This window comes from Bacillus sp. FDAARGOS_527 (assembly GCF_003812125.1).
GTDB lineage: Bacteria > Bacillota > Bacilli > Bacillales > Bacillaceae_G > Bacillus_A > Bacillus_A paranthracis.
On sequence record NZ_CP033795.1, the window covers coordinates 1,024,078 to 1,049,141 of the forward strand.

Annotated in this window: 24 protein-coding genes and 3 other annotated features; of the genes, 18 read left to right on the forward strand and 6 right to left on the reverse strand. The window is 34.6% G+C overall.

Annotated features, from left to right (window positions below):
- Positions 1–15 precede the first annotated feature (15 nt).
- A complete protein-coding gene (locus EGX95_RS07675; protein WP_000905837.1) occupies positions 16–294 on the forward strand; it encodes a hypothetical protein in 279 nt (92 codons plus the stop codon).
- A 19-nt stretch (positions 295–313) separates the two neighbouring features.
- Here the strand turns inward: EGX95_RS07675 and EGX95_RS07680 are convergent, their stop codons facing one another.
- Positions 314–778, reverse strand: coding sequence for a hypothetical protein (locus EGX95_RS07680; protein WP_000823325.1), 465 nt, complete (start codon positions 776–778; stop codon positions 314–316).
- 90 nt (positions 779–868) lie between these two features.
- On the opposite strand from EGX95_RS07680, the gene EGX95_RS07685 reads away from it, so the two are divergent.
- From EGX95_RS07685 to EGX95_RS07710, 6 genes are all read left to right on the forward strand, one after another.
- Positions 869–1,078, forward strand: a complete 210-nt coding sequence (locus EGX95_RS07685; RefSeq protein ID WP_000661603.1) for a hypothetical protein — start codon at positions 869–871, stop codon at positions 1,076–1,078.
- Positions 1,079–1,203: 125 nt separating this feature from the next.
- Entirely contained in the window at positions 1,204–2,646 is a 1,443-nt protein-coding gene (locus EGX95_RS07690) for a carbon starvation CstA family protein (protein ID WP_000627648.1), read from the forward strand.
- Positions 2,647–2,735: 89 nt separating this feature from the next.
- The gene (locus EGX95_RS07695; protein ID WP_000443567.1) at positions 2,736–3,548 is read left to right on the forward strand and encodes a polyphosphate kinase 2 family protein; all 813 of its coding nucleotides are present in this window, start codon (positions 2,736–2,738) and stop codon (positions 3,546–3,548) included.
- 177 nt (positions 3,549–3,725) lie between these two features.
- On the forward strand, positions 3,726–4,265 hold the full coding sequence (locus EGX95_RS07700) for a PadR family transcriptional regulator (RefSeq protein WP_000678338.1): 540 nt from the start codon (positions 3,726–3,728) through the stop codon (positions 4,263–4,265).
- Between the two features lie 35 nt (positions 4,266–4,300).
- Complete coding sequence (locus EGX95_RS07705; protein WP_000438138.1) at positions 4,301–6,049, forward strand: MFS transporter; 1,749 nt, start codon at positions 4,301–4,303, stop codon at positions 6,047–6,049.
- Positions 6,050–6,251: 202 nt separating this feature from the next.
- Positions 6,252–7,526: an MFS transporter gene (locus tag EGX95_RS07710; protein WP_000886934.1), complete on the forward strand. Its 1,275-nt coding sequence runs from the start codon at positions 6,252–6,254 to the stop codon at positions 7,524–7,526.
- Positions 7,527–7,569: 43 nt separating this feature from the next.
- Here EGX95_RS07710 and EGX95_RS07715 read toward each other — a convergent pair whose 3' ends face one another.
- Entirely contained in the window at positions 7,570–8,553 is a 984-nt protein-coding gene (locus EGX95_RS07715; protein ID WP_001086322.1) for a ketoacyl-ACP synthase III, read from the reverse strand.
- 174 nt (positions 8,554–8,727) lie between these two features.
- On the opposite strand from EGX95_RS07715, the gene EGX95_RS07720 reads away from it, so the two are divergent.
- Complete coding sequence (locus tag EGX95_RS07720) at positions 8,728–9,273, forward strand: hypothetical protein (RefSeq protein WP_000849230.1); 546 nt, start codon at positions 8,728–8,730, stop codon at positions 9,271–9,273.
- 483 nt (positions 9,274–9,756) lie between these two features.
- Positions 9,757–11,016, forward strand: a complete 1,260-nt coding sequence (hflX, locus tag EGX95_RS07725) for a GTPase HflX (protein ID WP_000391886.1) — start codon at positions 9,757–9,759, stop codon at positions 11,014–11,016.
- Positions 11,017–11,057: 41 nt separating this feature from the next.
- Here the strand turns inward: hflX and EGX95_RS07730 are convergent, their stop codons facing one another.
- Positions 11,058–12,698: a peptide ABC transporter substrate-binding protein gene (locus tag EGX95_RS07730; protein ID WP_063246783.1), complete on the reverse strand. Its 1,641-nt coding sequence runs from the start codon at positions 12,696–12,698 to the stop codon at positions 11,058–11,060.
- A 222-nt stretch (positions 12,699–12,920) separates the two neighbouring features.
- Between EGX95_RS07730 and EGX95_RS07735 the strand changes: the two genes are divergently transcribed.
- From EGX95_RS07735 to EGX95_RS07750, 4 genes are all read left to right on the forward strand, one after another.
- Positions 12,921–14,132 (forward strand): MFS transporter, encoded by a 1,212-nt coding sequence (locus tag EGX95_RS07735; protein ID WP_001149422.1) that lies wholly within the window; start codon positions 12,921–12,923, stop codon positions 14,130–14,132.
- Between the two features lie 10 nt (positions 14,133–14,142).
- On the forward strand, positions 14,143–15,060 hold the full coding sequence (gene cysK, locus EGX95_RS07740; protein WP_000762275.1) for a cysteine synthase A: 918 nt from the start codon (positions 14,143–14,145) through the stop codon (positions 15,058–15,060).
- A 77-nt stretch (positions 15,061–15,137) separates the two neighbouring features.
- A complete protein-coding gene (locus EGX95_RS07745; RefSeq protein WP_000771321.1) occupies positions 15,138–15,650 on the forward strand; it encodes a GNAT family N-acetyltransferase in 513 nt (170 codons plus the stop codon).
- An 86-nt stretch (positions 15,651–15,736) separates the two neighbouring features.
- On the forward strand, positions 15,737–16,561 hold the full coding sequence (locus EGX95_RS07750; RefSeq protein WP_001237271.1) for a DUF4037 domain-containing protein: 825 nt from the start codon (positions 15,737–15,739) through the stop codon (positions 16,559–16,561).
- A 40-nt stretch (positions 16,562–16,601) separates the two neighbouring features.
- Here the strand turns inward: EGX95_RS07750 and EGX95_RS07755 are convergent, their stop codons facing one another.
- On the reverse strand, positions 16,602–18,236 hold the full coding sequence (locus EGX95_RS07755) for a putative polysaccharide biosynthesis protein (protein WP_000107891.1): 1,635 nt from the start codon (positions 18,234–18,236) through the stop codon (positions 16,602–16,604).
- A 220-nt stretch (positions 18,237–18,456) separates the two neighbouring features.
- Positions 18,457–18,679 (forward strand) — a binding site (T-box leader).
- A gap of 300 nt (positions 18,680–18,979) precedes the next feature.
- Here EGX95_RS07755 and EGX95_RS07760 point away from each other — a divergent pair.
- Positions 18,980–20,317: a sodium-dependent transporter gene (locus tag EGX95_RS07760; protein ID WP_001088182.1), complete on the forward strand. Its 1,338-nt coding sequence runs from the start codon at positions 18,980–18,982 to the stop codon at positions 20,315–20,317.
- A 40-nt stretch (positions 20,318–20,357) separates the two neighbouring features.
- Here the strand turns inward: EGX95_RS07760 and EGX95_RS07765 are convergent, their stop codons facing one another.
- A complete protein-coding gene (locus EGX95_RS07765) occupies positions 20,358–21,062 on the reverse strand; it encodes a polysaccharide deacetylase family protein (RefSeq protein ID WP_000727403.1) in 705 nt (234 codons plus the stop codon).
- A 330-nt stretch (positions 21,063–21,392) separates the two neighbouring features.
- Between EGX95_RS07765 and EGX95_RS07770 the strand changes: the two genes are divergently transcribed.
- The 4 genes from EGX95_RS07770 to EGX95_RS07785 all read left to right on the forward strand — a co-directional run bounded on the left by EGX95_RS07770 (position 21,393) and on the right by EGX95_RS07785 (position 23,560).
- A complete protein-coding gene (locus EGX95_RS07770; RefSeq protein ID WP_000878319.1) occupies positions 21,393–21,656 on the forward strand; it encodes a CD3324 family protein in 264 nt (87 codons plus the stop codon).
- Between the two features lie 155 nt (positions 21,657–21,811).
- The gene (locus tag EGX95_RS07775) at positions 21,812–22,498 is read left to right on the forward strand and encodes a DUF421 domain-containing protein (RefSeq protein WP_001015532.1); all 687 of its coding nucleotides are present in this window, start codon (positions 21,812–21,814) and stop codon (positions 22,496–22,498) included.
- A 110-nt stretch (positions 22,499–22,608) separates the two neighbouring features.
- On the forward strand, positions 22,609–23,250 hold the full coding sequence (locus EGX95_RS07780; RefSeq protein WP_000387063.1) for a FusB/FusC family EF-G-binding protein: 642 nt from the start codon (positions 22,609–22,611) through the stop codon (positions 23,248–23,250).
- Positions 23,251–23,359: 109 nt separating this feature from the next.
- Complete coding sequence (locus EGX95_RS07785; RefSeq protein ID WP_000473064.1) at positions 23,360–23,560, forward strand: hypothetical protein; 201 nt, start codon at positions 23,360–23,362, stop codon at positions 23,558–23,560.
- Positions 23,561–23,723: 163 nt separating this feature from the next.
- Here EGX95_RS07785 and msrA read toward each other — a convergent pair whose 3' ends face one another.
- Positions 23,724–24,260, reverse strand: a complete 537-nt coding sequence (gene msrA / locus EGX95_RS07790; protein WP_001291872.1) for a peptide-methionine (S)-S-oxide reductase MsrA — start codon at positions 24,258–24,260, stop codon at positions 23,724–23,726.
- A gap of 192 nt (positions 24,261–24,452) precedes the next feature.
- Positions 24,453–24,698, forward strand: a binding site (T-box leader).
- A gap of 62 nt (positions 24,699–24,760) precedes the next feature.
- Positions 24,761–25,000 (forward strand) — a binding site (T-box leader).
- Positions 25,001–25,064 lie beyond the last annotated feature (64 nt).

The following is a 25,064-nucleotide window of genomic DNA, read 5'->3' on the forward strand; positions in this document are numbered from 1 at the left end:
GTGGGAACGACTTATATGCTTATAAAAAATTTGAACGATATAGTCACAAAGGAATGGGACAACCAATATACTTTGCAGGAAAAGATCTTTGAAGCAAAAAATTTCACAGTCTATATTGCTACCCATAGAGAAAATAAGCTAGCATATAATCAACTAGTATTAATAAAACATTTTTGTAACGAAAAGCCTTCCGTACATATTTGGCATAAGAAAATTAGCACTGATGCAACAAAACTGGACATCACAAAAGAAGTGACAGAAGCCATTCAAACTGGTTTTGTAAATGAAGAGTAAGCCCTAATTAAATTAGGGCTTACTCTTCATTAAATACAAATGTTTGTTTCAGTTTTTTACTTTCATTTACTGGATGGCCGTTGTAAGAAAAGTTCTTTTCTTCCCAAGTAATCACAACTTTAAAATTATGGCTATTAAAGTCTAATGGGAATACCATGTAGTCAAAGCTTGTATGACTTTTAGAAATATTTTCATTAGGGGTAGTAGGTTTAAAGGTAGCTTTAGAGGTAGGATTGTTATCAAGTATTTCCACGGATACGTTTGATACATCATGACCGATGTTTTTTACGAGTAAACTATATGTATCAAATACACCTTGTTTTGGCTGGATTGCTTGCTTGTTTACGTTATGAGATTTATCAATTTCGATATACCATTGTTTAGACTTTGATGCAATTGGTAGTGATTGAAATGTGTATGCACTAGCTTGTATTGGTAGTGCTAAGCATATAAGCGTAAAGAGAGTTAATATTTTTCGTTTCATTTTTTGAGAGCTCCCATTCTTTAATGAATTTTTTGTTATTTTCTTCTCTTTTTGAGATAATATACCATACGATTTAGGTGGGAGGATATATTGAAAGAACTCGTAAGTATGGGAAGCAGTATTTTTCTACAATTATTATTTTTGTATATATTTATTTCTGTAATGTTATTAGATTTGAATCCATGTAATGCAGTAATTGTATATATAAGTATTGGGGTACTAAGCCTTATCGTTGGAATGGATTTAGTTACGAATAATCAAGTTACCCTTACTGTTATGAGGTGGATGTTTTCATTATAAAAAGAATATACTAAAAATTCTATATAAACCATTTATTTAATTTGGTTAAATATGCTAGAATAAATTGAAAGCGTTTTCTTATGTGGGAATAGGAAAGCATTTTCTGTAAAGGGGAGGGGATAGTGATGATTACATTTTTAGTATCAATCGTCGTATTGATAATTGGTTATTTTACATACGGAAAGTTTATTGAAAAAATATTTGGAGTCAATTACAAAAGAAAGACACCGGCCTATGTGAACCAAGATGGCGTAGATTATGTACCTATGGATAGGCGAAAGAATTCTATGATTCAATTATTAAATATTGCAGGTACTGGACCTATATTTGGGCCAATATTAGGTGCTTTATATGGACCAGTTGCATTTGTTTGGATCGTAATAGGGGCTATTTTTGCAGGTGCTGTTCATGATTATCTTACAGGGATGATTTCTATTCGAAATAAAGGGGCGCATATTCCTGAATTAGCAGGGAAGTTTTTAGGAAATGCAATGAGACACATTGTAAATGTTTTTTCACTGTTGCTTTTAGTATTAGTAGGAACTGTGTTTATTACAACACCAGCATCATTACTTGATATCGTATTACAAGGGAAAGTGTCAATCACTATTATCCTAACTGTTATTTTCGTATATTACATTTTATCTACAATCTTGCCGATTGATAAAATTATTGGAAAGATTTATCCGGTATTAGGTGCATTATTGCTAATAAGTGCTATTGGTATAGGGGGAATGATGATAATAAAAGGTTCTCCAATCCCAGAATTAACGTTTGAAAATATGCATCCAGATAATGCGCCGATTTTTCCATTATTAATGCTGACAATTACATGTGGTGCTTTATCAGGATTTCATGCAACACAATCACCAATTATTTCACGGACACTTCAAACTGAAAAGCACGGCAGATATGTATTTTTTGGCATGATGATTGCGGAAGCGATTATTGCGATGATCTGGGCAGCGGCCGCTATGAGTATTTTCTCATACGGTGAATTAAATGAGTTAATTAAATCAGGTACACCAGCTGCGGTTGTAAGCGAAATCTCGAAGACAATGTTAGGTGCTGTCGGCGGAACGATCGCTGTTATCGGAGTAATTGTATTACCAATTACATCTGGTGATACCGCATTCCGTGCGGCACGTTCTATCATTGCGGACTATTTTAACTTTGAGCAAACGAGATTGAAAAACCGCTTAATTATTGCAATTCCGTTGTTTGTCATTGCATATGGTTTAACGAAAATTGATTTCACACTATTATGGAGATATTTCTCTTGGGCTAATCAATCGACTGCAGCAATTGCGTTATGGATTGGAACGATGTATTTATTCATAAAAGGAAAGCCGTATGTTGTTTCCTTAATTCCAGCGATATTTATGACGCTTATGACTGTTATTTATATTTTAAATGCGAAAATTGGTTTTAATATCCCGTTAAACACATCTTATATTATAGGTGCAGTTATTACCGTTATATTAACTGCTATATTCTTTATGAAAGCCATGAAAAATAAAAATGAGAATATTGAAGTAGATGTGCAATTAGAGAAGGAAGCTGTGTAGAGATTTTTCTACACAGTTTTTTCTAATGTGAAAAAATTTCCAATAATATGTTAAAATAACATTGTCATACAACAAGGGGGATTTGTTTTATGGAAAGTGGAGTTCTTGCTAAAGTAGATGTAACGAAAAGAATTGAATCAAAATCTAAGTACAATAAGAAACTTGAAAAATATCAAAGGCGCTTATTAGCGTTGCAGCAAATTGTAAAAGAAGAAAAAATTGCAGTTATGCTCGTTATGGAAGGCTGGGATGCGGCTGGAAAAGGCGGGGCGATTAAACGAGTGACGGAACACCTTGATCCGCGTGGGTTTCAAGTAAATCCAATTGGAGCACCAGCACCTCATGAAAAACGATACCACTACTTGCAACGTTTCTGGCGGAAGCTACCTCAGTATGGGCAAATTACTATTTTTGATCGCTCATGGTACGGCCGTGTGTTAGTGGAGCGTGTTGAAGGTTTTGCTACAAAGGAAGAGTGGATGAGAGCGTATGACGAGATCAACGATTTTGAAAAACTATTAACAGATGATCATTATATAATCGGGAAGTTCTTCTATCATATTAGTAAAGATGAACAATTAAAGAGGTTTAAGGATAGAGAGAACAATCCTTTAAAAAGATGGAAAATTACAGATGAAGATTGGCGTAACCGTGAAAAATGGGACGAGTATGTTGAAGCAATGGAAGAAATGTTTGAAAAAACAAATAGGCCAAATGCGAAATGGAAAATTATCGCGAGTAACGATAAATTATACGCTCGTTTGAAAACGTTGAAAGTGATTATTTCATTAATTGAGGATTACCTTGTAGAACATAATATAGAATTACCTTCATATTATTATGAAATAAAAGAGGGAAAGACAGAAGGCTTTGAAACGGGCCAAGATGAAGTTGTAAAATAGTACAAAGTTTGTATAGGAAATATAAAATAGAGATACCCTGTAATTTTGAACAACAAATTTACAGGGTATTTTTAATTTAGAAACATTTTACAAATAACAGAATAAGGTATATAATCAATAATCATATTAACAATGTTAATATGATTATTGATTATATACTATGTGGGGGGTCTTATTTTGAAAGGAAGAGATGTTGTTTTAGGTTTATTAATGGGAAAAGAATTGTCTGGTTATGATATTAAAATTGTGTTTGAAGATGTATTTACTCATTTCTTTGATGGAAGTTTTGGGATGATCTATCCAACGTTACGTCAGTTGGAAAAAGAGGGGAAAATAAAAAAAGAAGTTGTTATGCAAGAAGGGAAACCGAATAAGAAAATGTACTTTATTACAGATGCAGGGCGTGAAGAGTTTTATCAATACATGCAAACGGATGTAGAGAAAGATGTTTTACGTTCAGATTTTTTAATGAGGATGTATTTCGGTAATTACAGCGATGGTCAGGCGATAAAAAAATGGATTAAGGATGAAATTGAAAGGAAAGAAGCATACATTGCGGATCTACGTCTGAAATATGAAAAGTGGAGAGAAGGTATTACTTTTGTTGAGGAAATTTCACTTGATGTAGGAATTGCATCGTATAGTGCTCAAGTAGAGACTTTGAAAAGAAAACTAGAGCAACTAGAAGCAAAAGAACACAATAAAATGGAAGAGTGAAAAAACGTTCATAATAAATAAAGGGGTAGAAGAACATGGAACAATCAAAGGGTATTAAGATTGTATTTTTAATGTGCTTAGGTATATTTCTTTGTATGATTGATACGACAATTATGAATATAGCTTTACCAGCGATACAAACGAGTGTAAATACTTCATTGGAAAAAATGTCTTGGGTATTAAATGTTTATACAATGACAATAGCAGTACTTGCTATCCCGCTAGGGCGGATAGCTGATATCTTTGGAAAAGCAAAGATGTATATTCTTGGTCTGGTGATTTTTGGTGGCGGGTCAGTACTGTGCGCTTTTGCTAATACGGGGGATTTTCTTATCTTTTCTCGCTTTATACAAAGTGTAGGGGCAGCAATTTTATTTCCAACTAGTATGGTAATTGGTGTATCAGCTATGCCGTTAGCTAAGAGGCATGTTGCACTAGCAATTTTAGGAGTAACACAAGGATTATCAGCGGTGATGGGTCCAGTAATAGGTGGGATTATTACACAAAATTTCGGTTGGAGATGGGTGTTCTTCGTAAATGTTCCAATTTGTATTCTTGGAATCATTTTATGCTGTATTATGCTACAAATAAAGAATGAAGAACGTATTATCTCAAAAATAGATTGGGTAGGACTACTATTAAGTAGCACAGCAATTTTTTCTTTGACTCTCATATTAGTAAAAGGAAATACATGGGGATGGCAAAGTAAGATTGCATTGTTTTGTTATGCACTTAGCACTATTTCTCTTGTTCTATTTGTTCTAGTAGAACGAAGGAGTCATAATCCAATGGTGAATTTAAAGTTATTTCAAGATCGAATGTTTGTCGGAGCATCTATCGTTGTCATATTAAGTAATTTATTTTTAATTGGAGTTACTGTTTTACTTCCAACGTTCTTGACGAAAATACAGGGGCGAACGGAAATTGAAGCAGCTTTTTTAGTGACACCCATTTCAGCAATGATATTTTTTGTTTCACCAGTTGCAGCAACTTTAATTAAAAAACTCGGAAAAGTAACTATTATTTTATCAGGCTTTCTTGTTATGGGCTTATCTTATTATTGGTTGCAAATGATTGATGTTAATTCAACAAATATAGAAATTATTATTCCATGTATGATATTGGGTGTTGGGTATGGTTTAGTAGTAGGTCCAATTACAGTTTTAAGTGCTTCTTCGTTTGAAGGGGAATTATTAACTGCTTCTCAAAGTGTCGTGTCAATGTTGCGGCAAGTAGGTATTGTTTTAGCGGTCGCAATATTTGTATCTAACTTAACTCACAACTTAACTGTAAATAAAGAGAATGTATATCGTTATGCAGAAGAAAAAGTTCATAATATTCATGTGAGTAGTGCCGAGCAAGCGGAGATATTACAAGTAACAAAGGAAAAAATAGAGAATCAAAGTATAGAAACAAATGTAGAAAAGCATCAAAATGAAACATTTGTAGGGTTAAATAAAGAAAAAAAAGACGAATTAATTCACCAAAAAGTGGATGAAGTATTAAGAGAAGTTCCAGTAGAATATAGAGATGTAAAAAGAGAAGAAGTTATGAGTCAAGTGACAAATGAAGTTAAAAAACAAGAAGAAAGTGTAAAGAAAGAAGTACTAGCATTTTCGAATGATGTGAATCATTATGCTAAGAATCAGATGGCTATGAGTTTTACAGATTTATATAAAGCAAGTGTGCCAATTATTTTAATTTGTGCTTTAGTAAGTTTGTTATTTTCGGAAAGAAAGGCTTTGAGTAAAAAGAAAAGTGGAAGAGTAGTAGAGGAAGTGTAAAGAAAACAGGCTAATAGCAGCCTGTTTTTGTTTTCCGATTACATATTGTGAATGGTAGTATTTTTAATATAGCATGAGAGAAGTCGAGTTTGGTTAGAAAGTTTTTTAGAATGAAAGAGAAGAATGGAAAATGGCATTGAATATGTAACGTTAAACATAGTACATTAACAAGAGGGTTTAATTTTAAAGGGAGGATGAGGAATTGTTAGATAGGGCGGGGGCTTTAAAAAGTAATCGAATGTATACAGAAGAAGAACAACAAAAATTATACAAAAGAACATTAATAATCGTAAGCATTTCACAAATGTTTGGCGGAGCAGGTTTAGCTGCTGGCATTACAGTAGGTGCACTTCTTGCGCAGCAAATGCTTGGGACAGATGCATTTGCAGGTTTACCGGCTGCTATGTTTACAATGGGATCTGCGATAGCGGCTTTCTTTGTCGGGAAGTTATCGCAAAAGTATGGTCGCCGCGTAGGGCTTGCAGCGGGTTTTATAGTAGGTGGACTAGGGGCTATTGGAGTTGTATTGGCAGCAATAACAAATAGTATTATTTTTTTACTAGTTTCTTTACTCATATACGGTGCAGGTACAGCTACGAATTTACAAGCTCGTTATGCAGGTACAGATCTAGCAGACAAGAAGCAAAGGGCAACTGCCATTAGTATTACGATGGTAATGACGACTTTTGGTGCAGTCGCAGGTCCAAATTTAGTAGGTGTAATGGGAAGGTTTGCTCATTCAATTGGAATTCCTGAACTTGCTGGCCCATTCATATTATCAGCGGCAGCGTTTATACTGGCGGGTCTTGTCCTTTTTGTTATGCTACGTCCAGATCCGTTACTTATTGCTAATATGATAGAAACATATAAACAAGAGCATACATATAAAGGGCAAGCAGTAACAGAAGAAGCGAAAGAAAATAAAAGAGGCATTACGGTTGGAGCTATCGTAATGATACTTACACAAATCGTGATGGTTGCAATTATGACAATGACGCCAGTTCATATGGGACACCATGGTCATGCTTTAAGTGCAGTAGGTCTTGTAATTGGTTTTCATGTAGGTGCAATGTATCTTCCATCTCTCGTTACAGGAATGTTAATTGATAAAATTGGCAGAACTACGATGAGTATAGCTGGTGGAGTAATCTTATTAGCAGCAGGTGTCATAGCTGCGATAGCGCCAAGTGATTCTTTAATACTATTAATCGTTGCTTTGTCTTTACTTGGATTAGGGTGGAACCTCGGTTTAATCAGTGGTACTGCTCAAATTGTTGATGCAACTATACCTTCCACACGTGCAAAAACACAAGGGAAGATAGATGTGTTTATTGCGTTAGCTGGAGCTTCTGGTGGAGCGATGTCAGGAATGGTAGTAGCGAATTCAAGTTATGCGGCATTGTCATTAGCTGGAGGAGTGTTAGCTTTCATGCTGATTCCTGTTGTGATATGGTCTCAAAAAGGAGAAAGAAATTAAAGAAGAGGTTCTAGTTATTGACTAGAACCTCTTTTTCATGCATTTAACTTAAATCCCACTCCACAATAAGACCTAAATGCGTAAGACCACCACCAAATCCGTACAGTAAAAGTGTGTCTCCGTTATTTAATTTCCCTTCTTTTCTAGCTAAATCTAGAGCGAGTGGAATAGAGACAGAAGATGTATTCCCCATATATTCCACGCTCGTTAATGTTTTTTGTATTGGAATTTGAGATTTTTCACAAATAGATTCAATCATGCGTAAGTTAGCGCTATGAGGAATGAGCCAGTCTATATCATCTATTTGCATATTTGCAGTATGTAATAGTTCTTTTATACCTGCTGGCACCGTACGTGTTGCCCATTTATATACTTCTCTTCCATTTTGAACGATTTTTTCATTTGTTTGCAGTGGGGTGTCATTCATAGTAGTAGATAAGTTTGTTCTATATAGATGAATACCGCCGTGCCCATTTGTGCCCATATGATACGCGATAAAGCTTGGTTTGTTTTCATCTCTTTCTAATAAAATAGCTCCAGCACCATCGCCAAATAAAATGCAGGTCGTTCTATCGGTGTAATCAGTAACTTTTGATAATGTCTCTGTCGCTACGACAAGTACTTTTTTATGTGATCCAGAAGTAATCAAGCTATTACCGACGTGCAAGCCATATGTGAAACCAGCGCAAGTGGCATTTAAATCAAATGCCATTGTATGAGGTATGTTGAGGTATTGTTGTATTTGGCAAGCAACACTAGGGAAAACGTAATCAGCAGTAGTAGTAGCGACAATGATACAGTCGACATCTTCTAAGTTTTTCTTATATGTTGTACATAAATTTTCAACTGCTTTAATGGCTAAGTTTGAGGAGTATTCATCTTCGCTAGCGATTCTTCTTTCCTTCATTCCTGTTCTTTGTACAATCCATTCATCATTCGTATCGATCATTTTTTCTAAATCATTATTAGATAATATTTGATTTGGAACATGAGTGCCAATTGCAGTAATACGGGATTTAGAATTCATAGGAACAGCTCCTAACTTTATTTTATAACCTGATACTAATATCAGGTTATAAAAATGTCAATATAGATTTTTAGTGTATTGAACGACTTAGCTTACTATGAAGGAATTTAGCGAGTGTTGTAAAAATAATATACGAGAAGTTTCTAAAATTGATAATGAAGTGAGTTGAGCTCCTTGAAAACAATTTTACGCATGTTGCCTGTTGTCATTACTTGTAGCTTTATTCTTATTATTTTTTCAGAGAAATCTTATGCTTGTGATTGTATTAACGTATCAGCAGAAGAGGCACTTCAAAAAAATGATGTAGTGTTTGAGGGAAAAGTAATTGAGATTGGAAGGAAAGAAGAGGGTGAAATTGAAGTGTTATTTGAAGTGAAGAAAATTTGGAAAGGGACAAATTTTACGCAAATCATCGTATATACAGATGGTGGTGATTGTGTGTTTCACTTTGTAGAGGGGGGAGAGTACTTAGTATTTTCTTCTCAAAGAGGACCGGAAAAACAATTATACATACATAGTTGTAGTGGTACGAAGAGATTAGATGAGGCAGAGATAGAGAGAAATACTTTAAGTCATATTGCTAAGGGTGTTGCTCCGACGAAGAAAGTGGATTTAAAAGGGGAGATGGTGAGCGGTTTCAGTTGGTGGCAAGTTGCTATCATTTCCATTTGTCTATTATTAATCATTGTTTTTGTTGTGAGAAAAACTCGCAAAAAATGACGATTAAAGTAAATATATAAAGATTTTCTTTCTGTTTCTATAGGTGGTTTAACCTTGTGAAAGCGAATTACTTATGCTACACTTTATGTAACTTAAAATGAACGGAGGGGCTTCCTTTGATCTTAATCAGATTACGTCTCAATACTTTGTGCCAATAATTGAATAGCGCTCAAAGGCTCTGTCTGTGTACAGAGTGAACGGGATTGGTCTGCCTATTTTAAAGGAACCCTTTATTAAGCTTATATGTGAAAAAGAGGGAGGGACGAATACGCCCTCTTTTTGTTTTGCCTTTATAAATAGAATGGTATCGTATAGGTGAACACTTATTGTGGATACGTATATGATTTTGGGACTTTTTGACTATGAGATAGGATGAAAGCACAACTTTCTTCTATTTCTTTGGTGAACCCTTATCCGTTTACGAAAACACAGGCAGCGACCTGTGTTTTTTATTTTACGTAATCGAAATGGAGGAATAAATATATGGAAGAATTATTACAAAGAGCAGTTTTAGTTGGAGTAAATTTAGGTAATGAGGATGATTTTGCATATTCGATGGAAGAGCTAACGAATCTTGCAGAAGCTTGTGATGTAGAGGTAATTGGACAAGTGACGCAAAATTTACAACGTGTAAATCCATCCCATTATATTGGAAAAGGAAAGATTGAAGAAGTAGCAGCCTATGTAAATGAAGTAGGTGCGAATATGGTCATCTTTAATGACGAATTATCGCCTTCTCAAATTCGAAATTTAGAAGCAGATTTAGATTGTAAAGTAATTGACCGTACCATATTAATTTTAGACATTTTTGCGCAACGTGCGAAAACGAAAGAAGCGCAGTTGCAAGTAGAGGTGGCCCACCTTCAGTATATGATGCCTCGTTTAATTGGTCTTCGTGAGTCGTTAGGAAGACAGAGCGGCGGTGTTGGTACGAAAAATAAAGGTGTCGGTGAGAAGAAATTAGAGTTGGATCGTCGTAAAATTGAAGAACAAATTTCAGTTTTAAATAAAGATTTAGAAGCTCTTGTTGCGCAGCGTCAAACGCAGCGAAAGCAACGTAAGAAAAATGAAATTCCTGTTGTAGCATTAGTAGGTTATACGAACGCAGGAAAATCAACGACGATGAATGCGATGCTTGAAATTTATAATGGGACAGAAGAAAAACAAGTATTTGAAAAAGATATGTTATTCGCGACGTTAGAAACATCGGTGCGAAATATTGATTTACCAGATAATAAATCATTCTTATTAACAGATACAGTTGGATTTGTAAGTAAATTACCACATCATCTTGTGAAAGCATTCCGTTCAACGTTAGAAGAAGTAGCGGAAGCAGACTTACTTATTCACGTTGTAGATTATGCAAATCCGAATTATGAACAGTTAATTGATATTACAAATGAAACGTTAAAGAAAATTGGAGTAGAAAATATTCCAACAATCTATGCTTATAACAAATCAGATATGGTAGATGTTGAAATTCCGAAAGTACAAGAAGACCGTGTTTATTTATCGGCGAAGAAACATGTTGGAATAAAAGAGCTTGTCGAAATGATTCGCTCACACATTTATAAAGAGTATACGAAGTGTGAAATGTTAATTCCGTATGATCAAGGGCAGGTAGTTTCTTATTTCAATACTCATGCGCACGTTCTATCTACGAGTTATGAAAACGAAGGTACGAAACTAGAAGTGGAATGTAAGACGAGCGATTACGAAAAGTATAAGCGTTTTGCAATTTAATAAAGAAGGCGATCCTAATATGTTTTAGGATCGCCTTTTTCTTATTCCGTAATAGAGGCCCACTTATAAGAATAAATTCCTGCAAATGGACGAACAACAACACCTTTTACTGTTGGACGTTCTAAATATACAAGTCCTGATTGGAAGATTGGAGCGATAGCTGCATCATCTTCAAGTAAGATTTTCTCTGCATCTTGGAACGCTTTCCAACGTGCTGGTAAGTCAGTTACTAAAGTAGAGCTCGTTTTCTCAATTAATTCGTCGTATTGTTTGTTTGAGTAACTCATCTTATTAAACGGTCCGTCTGTGACGAACATATTTAAAAATGTTGTAGGATCAGGATAATCTGGTCCCCATGTAGAAAGTGAAATTTCAAAATCACCATTTCCTTCACGATCTAAAAATGCTTTTACTGGAAGTGGTTGTAATGTGATTTTTAATCCAGGTAAGTTTTTCTCCAGTTCACCTTTTAAAAACTCACTAATTTTTTTATCGTTAGATTCATCAGTTGTTATGATTGAAAGAGAAGCGTTTTGTAAATTTGTTTCTTTTTTCGCAGTTTCCCATAGTGTTTTAGCTTCTTTCACATTTGTTTCTACTTTTACATGACTTGTACTGCGAAAATCTTTATTGTCAGGTCCTTTTACGAATCCTTTTGGAACGAATGCATTCGCAGGTATAGAACCATTGTTTAAAATCGTTGTTGCGATTCCTTGTTTATCAAAAGCAAGCGAAATAGCTTTACGAGCATTTTTGTTTGCTAATAAAGGGTTCTTTTGACTAAATCGGAAAAACGTTACAGAAGGACGTTCCATCTTCTTTAAGCTCGGATCTTTTTGATATTTATCAACAAACTCTGAATTAATCGTAATTCGGTCTACTTGTTTACTTTCAAATAAATTAACAGCTGTTGAAGTATCTTTTACGATATTTACATTAATTTCATTTAATTTCACATTTTTATTATCCCAGTAGTTCGGGTTTTTTGTCATTTTATAACTTGTATCATGTTTCCATTCACTTAATTGGAAAGGTCCGTTATAAACTACATTTGCAGCTTCAAGTCCGTAATTTTTCCCTTGTGCTTCTACAACCTTTTTGTTTTGAGGATAAAATGTTGCAAATCCCATTAAACCTAAAAAGTATGGAACAGGGTGTTCTAACTGTACTTCTAATGTTTTATCGTCAATTGCTTTTACACCAAATGAGTCAATTGGCAATTCTTTTTTATTTATTTTTTCTGCGTTTTTAATATCGAACATAATATGTGCGTATTCAGAAGCAGTTTCTGGATTTACGGCATGTTTCCATGCATATTCAAAATCATGAGCAGTTACTGGATCGCCATTTGACCATTTTGAATCGTGTAATGTAAATGTATATGTTTTTCCGTCTTCGCTCAGTTTGTATGATTCAGCTGCTGCAGGAACAGGTTTATTGTCAGGCCCAGGCATATATAATCCTTCCATTACGTTGTTTAAAGCAGCGTAAGAAAACCCATCGGTTGCGATAGATGAATCAAGTGTAGAAATTTCCCCAGCTTCTACAATGTTTAATAATTGTTTTGAAGATTCTTTTTTCTTTTCTCCAGTAGTTGTTGCCTCTTGTTTTTGACCACATGCTGTTAAAAATATAGATAATGTGATTGAGAGTGCAACGATTCCCTTTGTTTTTTTCTTCATAGTTGTCATCCTTTCCTTCATCTCTGCCTTAGTATAAAAGAAAATATAGAAAATTTCTATAAATAAATCCGATAAAACATATAGAGAAAATATATTATTTAAAAAGTGATATTTCTGGAAAAAGAAATGAAACCAGTATAGAATAGAAATGTTTCAAAAGTCAGAATTTATTACACCTACTGTAATAAATATATATTTTGTACAGAAAGGAGAGATTCACATATGCAGGCAGTTTCGCAAAAAAACACAGTAGAAACACCGACAATATATCGAATATTATTTGCGATTAGTTTCGGTCATTTTTTAAATGATTCGATGCAAGCAGTTGTGCCCGCGTTGTTTCCTATTTTGGAAAAAACGATGAATTTATCCTATATGCAAGTAGGGTGGATTGCGTTTGCGTTAAATATGACATCATCGATTATGCAACCGGTTTTTGGTATGTATTCGGATAAGAAACCGTCACCATTTTTATTACCGCTCGGAATGTTTTCGAGTATGCTTGGGATGATTGGACTCGCGTTTGCACCGAACTTTATTATTGTTATTATTTCTGTTTTATTTATCGGATTGGGTTCTGCAGTCTTTCATCCAGAAGGGGCTCGAGTTGCTTATATGGCAGCTGGTGCAAAGCGAGGTTTAGCGCAAGCAATTTATCAAGTGGGAGGAAATACAGGGAATTCTCTAGCTCCTATTTTTACAGCATTAATTTTCGTTCCACTCGGTCAAATTGGTTCTTTAGGTTTTACAGCCTTTGCAGCGGTAGGAATAGTGCTATTAATTTTCGTATCAAATTGGTATAGAAATGAATTAGCGACTGGTGCTGTGAGAAGAAAAAAGAGGGCTGCGCTTGAGGCGGAAAATGCGATTGTCAGCACACATATTAAATTTGTTATTTTACTTCTTGTTTTTCTTACTTTTGTACGATCTTGGTACGGTGCTGGTATCGGGAATTTTTATCAATTTTACTTAATTGAGCATTACGGTTTATCTATAAAAAATGCCCAGTATTTCGTATTCGCATTTATGATTGCTGGTGTATTAGGAACTTTCTTCGGTGGACCGTTAGCAGATCGATTTGGAAAGAAAACAATTATTGTATTTTCAATGCTAGGTTCAGCGCCACTTGCCTTGCTATTACCACATGTTTCGCTCGTGTGGGTCGTACCGTTATTTTTATGTATCGGTTTTATTAGTTCAAGTAGTTTTAGTGTAATTGTTGTTTATGCGCAAGAGCTTGTTCCTGGAAAAGTAGGAATGGTATCTGGATTAATTGTAGGGCTTGCGTTTGGACTCGGCGCTTTAGGATCTGTAGTCCTTGGGAAATTGGCTGATATATATAGTCTACAATTCATTATGTTACTATGTAGTTGTCTACCATTAATTGGACTTACTTCATGGTTATTACCAAGTGATAAGAAAACGATAGAATAGGAGATGCACTATGAAATTATGTGAAAATGTAACAGAATTAATAGGAGATACACCTGTCGTCCGATTATCTAAATTTATTCCAGAAGACGCAGCAGATGTGTATGTAAAACTAGAAATGTTTAATCCATCGCGCAGTGTAAAAGACCGTGCTGCTTATAATTTACTGCACGTTGCAGAAGAAAATGGTCTCATCAAACCAGGAGATACAATTATTGAACCGACAAGTGGAAATACAGGAATAGGCTTAGCAATGAATGCAGCCGCAAAAGGATATAAAGCGATTTTAATTATGCCAGATAATATGTCAAAAGAGCGTATAAATTTATTAAAAGCATACGGAGCAGAAGTAGTTTTAACACCGGCAGAACAAAGAATGCCAGGAGCAATTGCGAAGGCGTTAGAATTGCAAAAGCAAATTCCAAATAGTTTTATTCCGCAACAATTTGAAAATCCAGCAAATCCAAATATTCATCGTTATACAACTGCACTTGAAATTTATGAACAAATGGATGGAGAGCTTGATGCATTCGTAGCAACGGCAGGAACTGGCGGAACGATTACTGGGACTGGTGAAACGTTAAAAGAGAAACTACCAAATTTATATGTTGCAGTAGTAGAACCGAAAGGATCTCCTGTTTTATCAGGAGGTGTTCCGGGTCCTCATAAACTAGTAGGAACAAGTCCAGGGTTTATCCCGAAAAACTTAAATACGGAAGTGTATAACGAAATTATTCAAATTGCAGACGAAGAGGCTTTAACGACAATGAGAAACTTAGCTAGACAAGAGGGGTTATTAGTTGGGCCGTCTTCTGGTGCTTCTGTTTACGCAGCGATTATGATTGCAAAACGATTAGGCGCTGGTAAAAAAGTTTTATGTATTGCACCTGATACAGGTGAGCGTTATTTGAGTATGGGATTATTTGAATGAAAATGATAGAAACCCCTTAATGGTGAAAGAGAGCTATTAAGGGGTTTGTTGTAGGTTATTTAGAGAGGAGAAGCACAATGAAACTATTAAAACCAACATATGAATATAGCAAACAAATTACGGAGTATCGCGATGCGTTTTTACATGCTGATGAACAACCACACGGCAGTAGTTCTTTACAAAATTTTGATTCTCTCGATGAATGGTTTGAAAAAGTGAATATACAAGAAGTGGGAGAAAAATTACAAGGTAATCGAGTACCATCTAGCCAATTTTTAAGCTTTGAAAAAGGGGAACTTATAGGTTTTGTGAATATTAGACATCGATTAAACGAAGAATTATTGCGGGAAAGTGGTCATATTGGATATAGTGTACATCCGGATAAACGTCGCCAAGGTTACGCGACAAAACAATTGAAACTCGCATTAGGTGAAGCGCAAAAATTAGGATTGAAGAAAGTGTTAATAACTTGTGATAAATCGAATGTCGGCTCTGCTAAAACGATTCAAAAGGTTGGCGGTGTGTTAGAAGATGAAGTGGCTTCTTCTCATACAAGTGAAATTGTTCAGCGTTATTGGATAGAAATATGATGTAGTGGAACTTTGAAAAGGAAATACAATGTGTAATATCGAAATAAATAAAGTAAGGCTGTAATGCAATTATAGGGGGAAATGAAGTGAGATTAAAAGAGAAAGCAATAGAAATGTCAGAGATTTATAGGAAGAACCCAAAAGTGCAGGCTATTATTTTAGCAGGCTCAGTAGCTAGAAAGTTAGAAGATGAACATTCAGATATAGAATTACATATTTTATGGTCAATACCGCCAGAGGATGAGGATCGTAAAGAGCCTATTAACTACATTGGTGGAACAATTTTGTCATATCATCCTTACGAGGAAGAAGAATGGTCGGAAACGTATTTGACGAAAGAAGGAATTAAATTAGAGATTAGTAACTTTTTAACAGAAACAGTAGAGAAAGTTATTTCGGATGTAGTGGATCAATATGATATAAGTTATGAAAAACAATGTATCGTATCATCCGTTCATGATGGTGTTAGTTTGTATGGAGAAGAGAAAGTACATGAATTAAAAGATAGAGTGGTGGCATATCCAGAAGACCTAGCGAAACGGATGATTTCAGAAAATCTTTGGTTAAGCAATCGCTGGCATAATCGAGAGGCGCTTTTAAAACGAAAAGATTGGCTTATGTTATATGATGTTATTTGTGAAGCACAGAGGAATATATTTGGGGTCTTATTTGGCTTAAACCGAATGTATGTGCATCACCCTGCCTTTAAATGGATGCCGAATAATGTGGACCGAATGAGTATTAAGCCTGAAAACTTATATAAGCGTATGGCGAATGCGTTAATAGGGAAACCGGAGTATAGTGTACAGGAGTTAGAAGTGTTAATCGAGGAGCTATTACAGTTAGTAGAACACCATGCTCCGGAATTACATATTGCTGAACAGCAAAAGCGTATTCAATATGCGAAATAAAAAACAAAGAGATGTAACCCTTGTTACATCTCTTTGTTTTTTATTTTACTAATTTCCCCAGTATAGGTAAGCGTTGAATTCTATCACCGAGAATATGTGAAGCAAGTCCACTTGTTAATACGAATAAAAGGTAAACAATCCCTCCTGCAAAGCCGCATATAACAACAATGAGAAGTGATTCGATATAAGATTGTCCAGGAATTAACCATGTTAAAATTGCTTTTAATGCCATCACAACAGCAGACATTGCTGCTGAGTAAATTGTAATAAGAAATACTGTTTTTGCTGTTTCGTCAATTTTGAATTTCGCAAACTTAACGATGCAGTATAACATAATAATATTTGAAACGAGGTATCCAAGAATTGTTCCAAGTACAGCACCGTGTCCGCCAAATAAATGTAAGAGCGGTGTATTTACTACAACTTTAACGAGAATCCCGGCTGAGAATGCAATCATTGTTTTTCTTTGATAATCGATTCCTTGTAAAATAGCTGCTGAAACTGTGAAAATCGCACTTAATATAGCAGACGGTGCAAATGAAATTAAATATTGTGATCCACCAAGTGCAATTTCAGGATTTACATAAACCATACGGAATGCATCGTAAGCGATACTAGCAAGACCAAAGGCAGCCGGGATCGTGAAGAATAACAAGACTTGAAATATCTTTGAAATTTGTTCTTGTAATTCTTCTAATTTCCCGCTTGTATAAGATTTCGTTATAGCCGGAATGATCGTTAAGGAGAATCCAGTTGCAAGTGAAGCTGGAATCATAATTAACTTTTGGGCATAGTTCGTTATATAAGCGAAAACTGCATTTGCTGTTTCTAACGGCTCTCCCATCGCTCTAAGGACATCAGCTACAGTATATTGATCTACTAACGTGTAGAGTGGAATTGCGATGCCGACAAATACAATTGGGATTGCATAGCGAAGTAATTCTATATAAATATTTTTTAATGGGATATGGGATGTTCTTGATTTTAATTCACCTTCGGGAGGTTTTAACCCATTATATTTTTTCCAGTACATCATTAAAATAGAGACACTTGCAAGTGCTCCGATAACAGCTCCAAACGTAGCAACTGCAACAGAAGAGGCTACGGAACCTCCTAATAGTTTTGAGACGATAAAGCTACCAACTAAAATGAAAACAACACGTGCAATTTGTTCCACGACTTGAGAAACAGCACTTGGTTTCATATGTTGAAAACCTTGGAAATAACCACGTGTCACACTCATAGCTGGTACGATAATAAGTGCAAAACTTAATGCTCGCATCGTAAGTGTTACGTCAGAGATAAATTGTGGATCTGGCGTTTTCGAGCGAATAATAAATTGTGATATGTATGGTGCTCCAATAAATAAAACTAAAAACCCTAAAAATCCCATAAACAACATTAATTTTACGCTAGAGTTGTATAATTTTTTGCTTGTACTATAATCACCAAGCGCATTATGCTTTGCAACGAATTTGGAAACGGCAATAGGGATACCGGCAGTTGAAAAGCTTAATAAAATACCGTACCAAGAGTATGCATATCCATATAAAGCGACCCCTTGCGTTCCAACTAATAGTTGAAAAGGGAAGAAGTATATAAAACCTAATATACGTGAAATCATTGTCGCGCCGCTTAATAAAGCAGTTCCTTTTAAAACTTTTGAAGTAGACAAAATTCTTTCCTCCTACTCGTGCTGTCTTACGTTTATCGTATATTACTATAAACCTGTTAGAGTAGTTAATATAGTATGGAACATAAATATTCTAATATTATTCACTTAAAAGTCATATTTTACATTTTCAAATAGAATGTAATACGTAAAAATTCAAAATATAAGTTGACACTATTTTTAATGTGTGATAAAAATGATAGTAATCAATTCGGAAAATAATATTTGGGCAATGAAAGGGTATAGTAGTGAATATCTCCCTATTACAGAGAGCTGATGGTTGGTGTGAATCAGTATATAGATTATTCATGAAGTTCGTCCTGGAGCATCTTTCATAAATCTCACATTATGAGGAAATGAAAGACGGTAGTTTATACCGTTATCAAATAAAGTGGTGAAGATTGTTTCACAACTAGGGTGGTACCGCGATATTTATCGTCCCTACGTATTTACGTAGGGACGTTTTTTATTTAGGTCTTACTTTGTTGTGGCTTCATAACTAGGGTGGTACCGCGATATTTTATCGTCCCTACGTATTTGCGTAGGGGCGTTTTTTATTTAGGTCCTAACTTTGGTGTATCTTCATAACTAGGGTGGTACCGCGATATTTTTGTCGTCCCTACGTATTTACGTAGGGGCGTTTTTTATTACTAGGGAGGAAGTGAACGTATTAGAAAAGAGTATCGATAGAACAATATAAATACCGAATTGTAACAAAGAAAAAGAGACAGAGAGGAGATTAACAGATGAATTCACAGCAATGGACATCGAAATTAGGTTTCGTATTAGCTGCGGCAGGTTCAGCAATTGGTCTAGGGGCTATTTGGAAGTTCCCGTATATGGCCGGAATTGGAGGGGGCGGCGCGTTCTTCCTTATTTTCATCGGTTTCACATTATTAATTGGTTTACCGCTATTATTAGCTGAATTCGTTATCGGAAGAAGTACACAAAAAGAGGCTGTTGATGCGTATAGAGAAATCGCACCAAAAACATTATGGCCATGGTTAGGGAAATTAGGGATTGTAACATGTTTCATATTACTTTCTTTCTACAGTGTTGTAGGAGGCTGGATTTTATTATATTTATGGAATGCAATTACAGGTAGACTATGGGAAGGAAATGGCGCATACGAAGCTACGTTTGGTGAAATCATTTCCAATCCGTATTTAGCAGTAGGATCACAGCTATTATTCATCCTTATTACTATTTTTATCGTAAGTAAAGGTGTACAAAATGGTGTTGAAAAAGTAAATAAATATTTCATGCCAGCACTATTCGTTTTATTCTTTGTATTAATCGTTCGTGCACTTACGTTAGATGGTGCAGGAGAAGGGGTTCGTTTCTTCTTACAACCTGATTTCTCACATGTAACATCAGAAGTTATTTTATATGCAATGGGACAATCGTTCTTCTCACTATCAGTCGGAGTAGCAGTAATGGTAACGTATAGCTCATACTTACCGAAAGAGGAAAGTTTACCGCGTTCAGCATTTTCTATCGTAGCTTTAACGCTTGTGATTACATTACTTGCAGGACTTGCAATTTTCCCAGTAGTGTTCGCATTTGGAATGGAACCATCTCAAGGACCGGGACTATTATTTATCGTACTGCCAGCTATTTTTAGTAAAATGGCATTCGGAAAATTCTTCTTCATCGTTTTCTTACTACTATTCTTCTTTGCTACTATTACATCAGCGATTTCGATGTTAGAAATTAGCGTGGCATCTTTAACTGCAAAAGGTAAAGGGAAACGTGAAAAAATGGCTTTAATCGTAGGTTTATTAATCTTCGTTGTAGGAGTACCATCAGCATTGTCATTTGGTATATTAAGCGATCTGAAGATTTTCGGAAAGACAGTCTTTGATTTAGCGGATTATGCAGTTAGTAACGTATTAATGCCACTTGGTGTTTTATTAGTTTCTATCTTTGTTCCTTTAAAAATGAAGAAAGATGTATTAATGAAAGAGCTTGGTGTAAGTAAAAATAAAGGCTATAAATTATTCGTATTATGGTTATTCTTACTTCGCTTTATCGCACCAATTGCGATTATTATCGTATTCTTAAATGTACTTGGCATTATTTAAACAAAAAGGTAGCGTATCATTGTATGATACGCTACCTTTCTTACTTTGTTCTTTTTTGTAGTTCGTTTACTGTTACGAACTGATAGCCCTTCTTAGATAAAGAGTCTAAAATACCTTCAATGGTCTGTAAACTTTCATTAGACTCATCATACATAGAGTGCAGTAAAATGATAGAACCTGGTTTTACATTTTTATTAACATATTCAATTTTATCAGCAGCAGATTTATAAAAAGTATCAGGTTCAAGGTCCCAGGTGATTGTTTCGATATTGTTTTTATTTAAATAATAGGGCAGACCAATTAGCTTTTTCCCGTTAGGTGGTCTAAAATCAATGGCGCCTGTAAATCCTGTTTGGCGGATTAATGCATTCGTTTTTTCTATTTCTTCTTTAATAAAAGAAGGTGTTTTAAAAACCATTCTGTTATGAGAATATGTATGGTTTCCAACTTGGTGTCCAGATTGTACGATAGATTTTCCTAACGATAGGTTTTTCTCTAATTCATTTCCAATTAAAAAGAAAGTAGCTTTTGCATTGTATGTATCTAGTAGCGGTAATATTTGTTTTACATTGTTAGTAGGGCCATCATCAAAAGTTAAAGCAATCACCTTTTCATTTGTTTCTACTCGATTTGTTAAATCTCCAAATAATTGAAAGCTTCTTGCATTCATCAATTTGTATGTTCCGAATAATGCTACAGTAGTAATGAATATTGTAACGATTGTAATGATTTTTTTCTTCTTCATAACGCAACCTCACTATAGTTTTTGATTGGACTAAAAAGTATTATATCAAACTAAGTAATTTCATGCTTTAAAAAGGATGTGGATGCAAGGGGAAGGAATTTATCATATAATGTAATGAAAAAGGTATATTAGGAGGTGTTTACATGGCGATTATAATTCAATTGCCAGACACTGCAGCGTCTCATGCAAAGCCAAGTATGGAAATGGCGATACTTTGCGTGAGGTAGACAAGTAATATACAATTCATCGCCAAAATGAGCTTGTATCATTTTTTGTATTTGGCTTTGCACCTTATTGAAATGAACCATAAAAAATAAGGGGCGAGCAGAAATGAAATACGTAAAAGCTAAGGCAGTTTTACCAGAGAGTTTAATTACTGAAATTCAAAAGTATATACAAGGTGAAACAATTTACATTCCAAAACAAGAAACGAAACATTATAAATGGGGAACACGATCTGGAGGAAGAAAACAGTTAGATGAAAGAAACAAAGCCATTAAAGAAGCGTTTAAAAGTGGAATTGCTATTCATCAACTTGCAGAAGAGTATTTTCTTTCCGGAGAAACGATTAAAAAGATTGTGTATTCTAAATGAAAAAAAGAGTCTAGTTCAAATATTATTTTGAACTAGACTCTTTTTTGCTTTGTATCTATTGGATATATAGCTTATGAATGGGAAAGATAATAGAAAAATATGTCGTTTTTTTACTAAATAGAACATTTGAGTGAAAAGCAGAAAGGTGAACATATATGAATCATATTGGACAAATAACGATAGAGCTTTTAATTGGTTTCTTTGTTCTATTAATTGCTACAAAAATATTAGGGAAAACACAAATATCTCAGCTGACGCCATTTGATTTTATTTCTGCTATTGTTCTTGGTGAGCTCGTTGGAAATTCAATATATGATCCTAAAATTAAAGTGTGGTCTATTTTATATTCAGTATTTGTATGGGTAATTTTAATTTATACAATAGAAGTGATAACGCAAAAAATAAGAGGAACAAGAAGGTTTTTTGAAGGATATCCTTCCATTATTATTCGTAATGGAAAGATTGATCGTGAACAATTAAGTGTAAATCATTTGGACATTAACCAATTACAACAAATGCTTAGGCAACAAAAAGATATATTTTCAATCCGAGAAGTTGAATATATGATATTAGAACCTAACGGAAATATAAGTGTTCTGAAAAAAAGTAAATACGAATCTCCCACTATAAATGATTTAAGTTTAAAACATAAGCCTGTATACTTACCAATTTCATTAATTAGCGATGGAAAAGTAGTGAAAGATAATTTGAGAGAAGCGGGCTTTGATGAAGGATGGCTGTATAAGCAAATAAAGCAAAAAGGAATTACTAAATTTGAAGACGTGTTATATGCGGAATGGAAAACAGATGATGGCTTCTTTTGTCAGGAAATGGAGCGGTAAAATATAATCGATGTATGTAATATTCGTTTCTAAGTTATCTTTTACATACCAAAAAGCTAAATCATTGTATACAATAAGATTAGATCAACAATTTGTATGGAGTGATAAAGATGGAAGCTTTTATTAGAAGTGATCAATATAATTTTATAAAATCACAAGCTTATATTTTAGCGAATGGGCACGCAACGGCAAATGATAGAGGTGTCATTCAAGCGTTAAAATCATTAGCGATTGAAAAAATAATACATGTATTTGAGAATTTAACGGATGAGCAGAAAGAGTTAATCGATACGGTATTAACAGTTCAAAATAGAGAAGATGCAGAATCGTTTTTAATGAAAATAAATCCGTATGTCATTCCGTTTCAGGAAGTTACAGCGCAAACATTAAAAAAACTATTTCCTAAAGCGAAAAAGTTAAAACTGCCTGATATGGAAGAAATAGATATGAAAGAAATATCTTATTTAAGCTGGATTGATAAAGGGTCAAGCAGGAAATTTATTATAGCGAAAAATGATAAAAATAAATTTGTTGGTCTGCAAGGAACGTTTCAAAGTTTAAATAAAAAGAGCATTTGTTCTTTATGTCACGGACATGAAGAGGTAGGGATGTTTTTAGTTGAAATTAAAGGTGATATACCAGGAACTTTCGTGAAAAAGGGAAACTATATTTGCAAAGATGCCGTGGCCTGTAATCAGAATATGAAATCACTTGATAAATTACAGGATTTTATTGAGAGATTGAAGAAATAAAATGGAAAACCTCTAGTGCTTAAACTGGAGGTTTTTTATTTAAGAAACGGTAATAGATTTCTTTTTTAAAAGATATAATTTATAAATAAAACATAGGAGAGCTAAAGAAATGTTTAAAAAGTTTTTACTTTCTTTACCGGATGTTTTACTTATATGTATTGTTATCTACATAACGTACACAACTACTCTTAGTTTTGTACAGATGTTAGTAATTTCAATTACAATCGGAATCGTTGGTGGTCTTGTTATAAGAATTTGTAAGGATGTATTCACGTATATAAGGTGGACAATGAAACAAAGGAAATCTTGAATATGTTAAATAGCTATAAGGAGAAAATAAAATGACTAATAAAAAGAATAAAACTAAAAATGAGATAATACTTTGGACATTAACAGCTGTTGTTTTTATCATTGTATGGTACTTTTTTCAAAGATAAAAATGCATCGTACTTAAAAGGTACGATGCATTTTTATTATTTTTTTTGCCAATTTTCTTTTATAAAGTCTGCACGGCCAGATTCTTTTTGCTCAGTAGCATATTTCTCTGGATTTTTTTTATAGAAATGTTGATGGTATTCTTCAGCCTCATAAAAAGGTGCAGCCGGGCGAATTTCAGTTACGATTGGCTCTTTAAACATACCGCTTTCCGCAAGAGTTTGTTTTGATTTTTCAGCAAGTTCTTTTTGCGTTTCGGTATGATAAAAAATAGCGGTGCGATAAGATGGACCACGGTCAAAAAATTGTCCGCCATCATCAGTTGGATCGATTTGCGGCCAATATAAATCCAGTAATTTTTCATATGGGAAAATAGAAGGATCAAATGTAATTTGTACAACTTCTAAATGACCAGATGTACCCGCTTTTACTTGTTCATATGTTGGGTTTTCTACATGACCACCTGCATAGCCAGAAAGTACTTTATGAATACCAGGAAGTTCATCAAACGGCTTTACCATGCACCAAAAGCAACCGCCTGCGAAGGTTGCGAGTTCGTATGTTTTTTCGGACATTGTTGTAATCCTCCTAAATATATATGTTTTATATAGTATTATATAAAAAGTTTTATTGCGCAATAAAAAAGATTCGAAAATATATGTAGTATTAAAAAAAATCAAAAAAACATGTTGACAATGAAAAGAACAACGTCCTATAATACGTTTAACAAATGAAAGTTAATTAAGAATTTTCTAACTTTATATGTTGTATATGCAAAGAAGAGGAAAGTAGATGATTATGATCGTTTCAGAGAGCTACTCCAAGGCTGTGAGAGTAGTAACAATCGAGTCATTGAAGATCACCTCGGAGCATCGCTTGCGAAAGGGAAACTGAGTAGAGGGCGACGGCATCGTCTCCGGTAAAAGGACGGGGGTCTAATTGGACCTACAGAGCTTATATTTCGTGAGAAGTATAAGGAAGCTGAGTGGTAACGCGAAACTCTCGCCTCAGCAATCAAAGCTACTAAATTGTAGTAGTTGATTGCTGAGGCGAGAGTTTTTATTTTTAAAAATAAGAGAATGCGTAGAAGAGGAGAGTAAATGATAAAAATTGTTTCAGAGAGCTACCCAGATGCTGTGAGGGTGGTAACAATGTCATCATTGAAGATCACCTCGGAGCACTACTTTTGAAAACTAGTAAAAAGTAGCGGAGTTGTTTCCGATAGAAAAACAAAAGTCTAATTGGACTTGCAGAGCTTATATTTCGTGAGAAGTGTAAGGAAGCTGAGTGGTACCACGATTCCCTCGTCTCAGCAATGGATTGCTACAAGTATGTATGTAATCGATTGTTGAGACGAGTATATTTTTAAGAATTATATA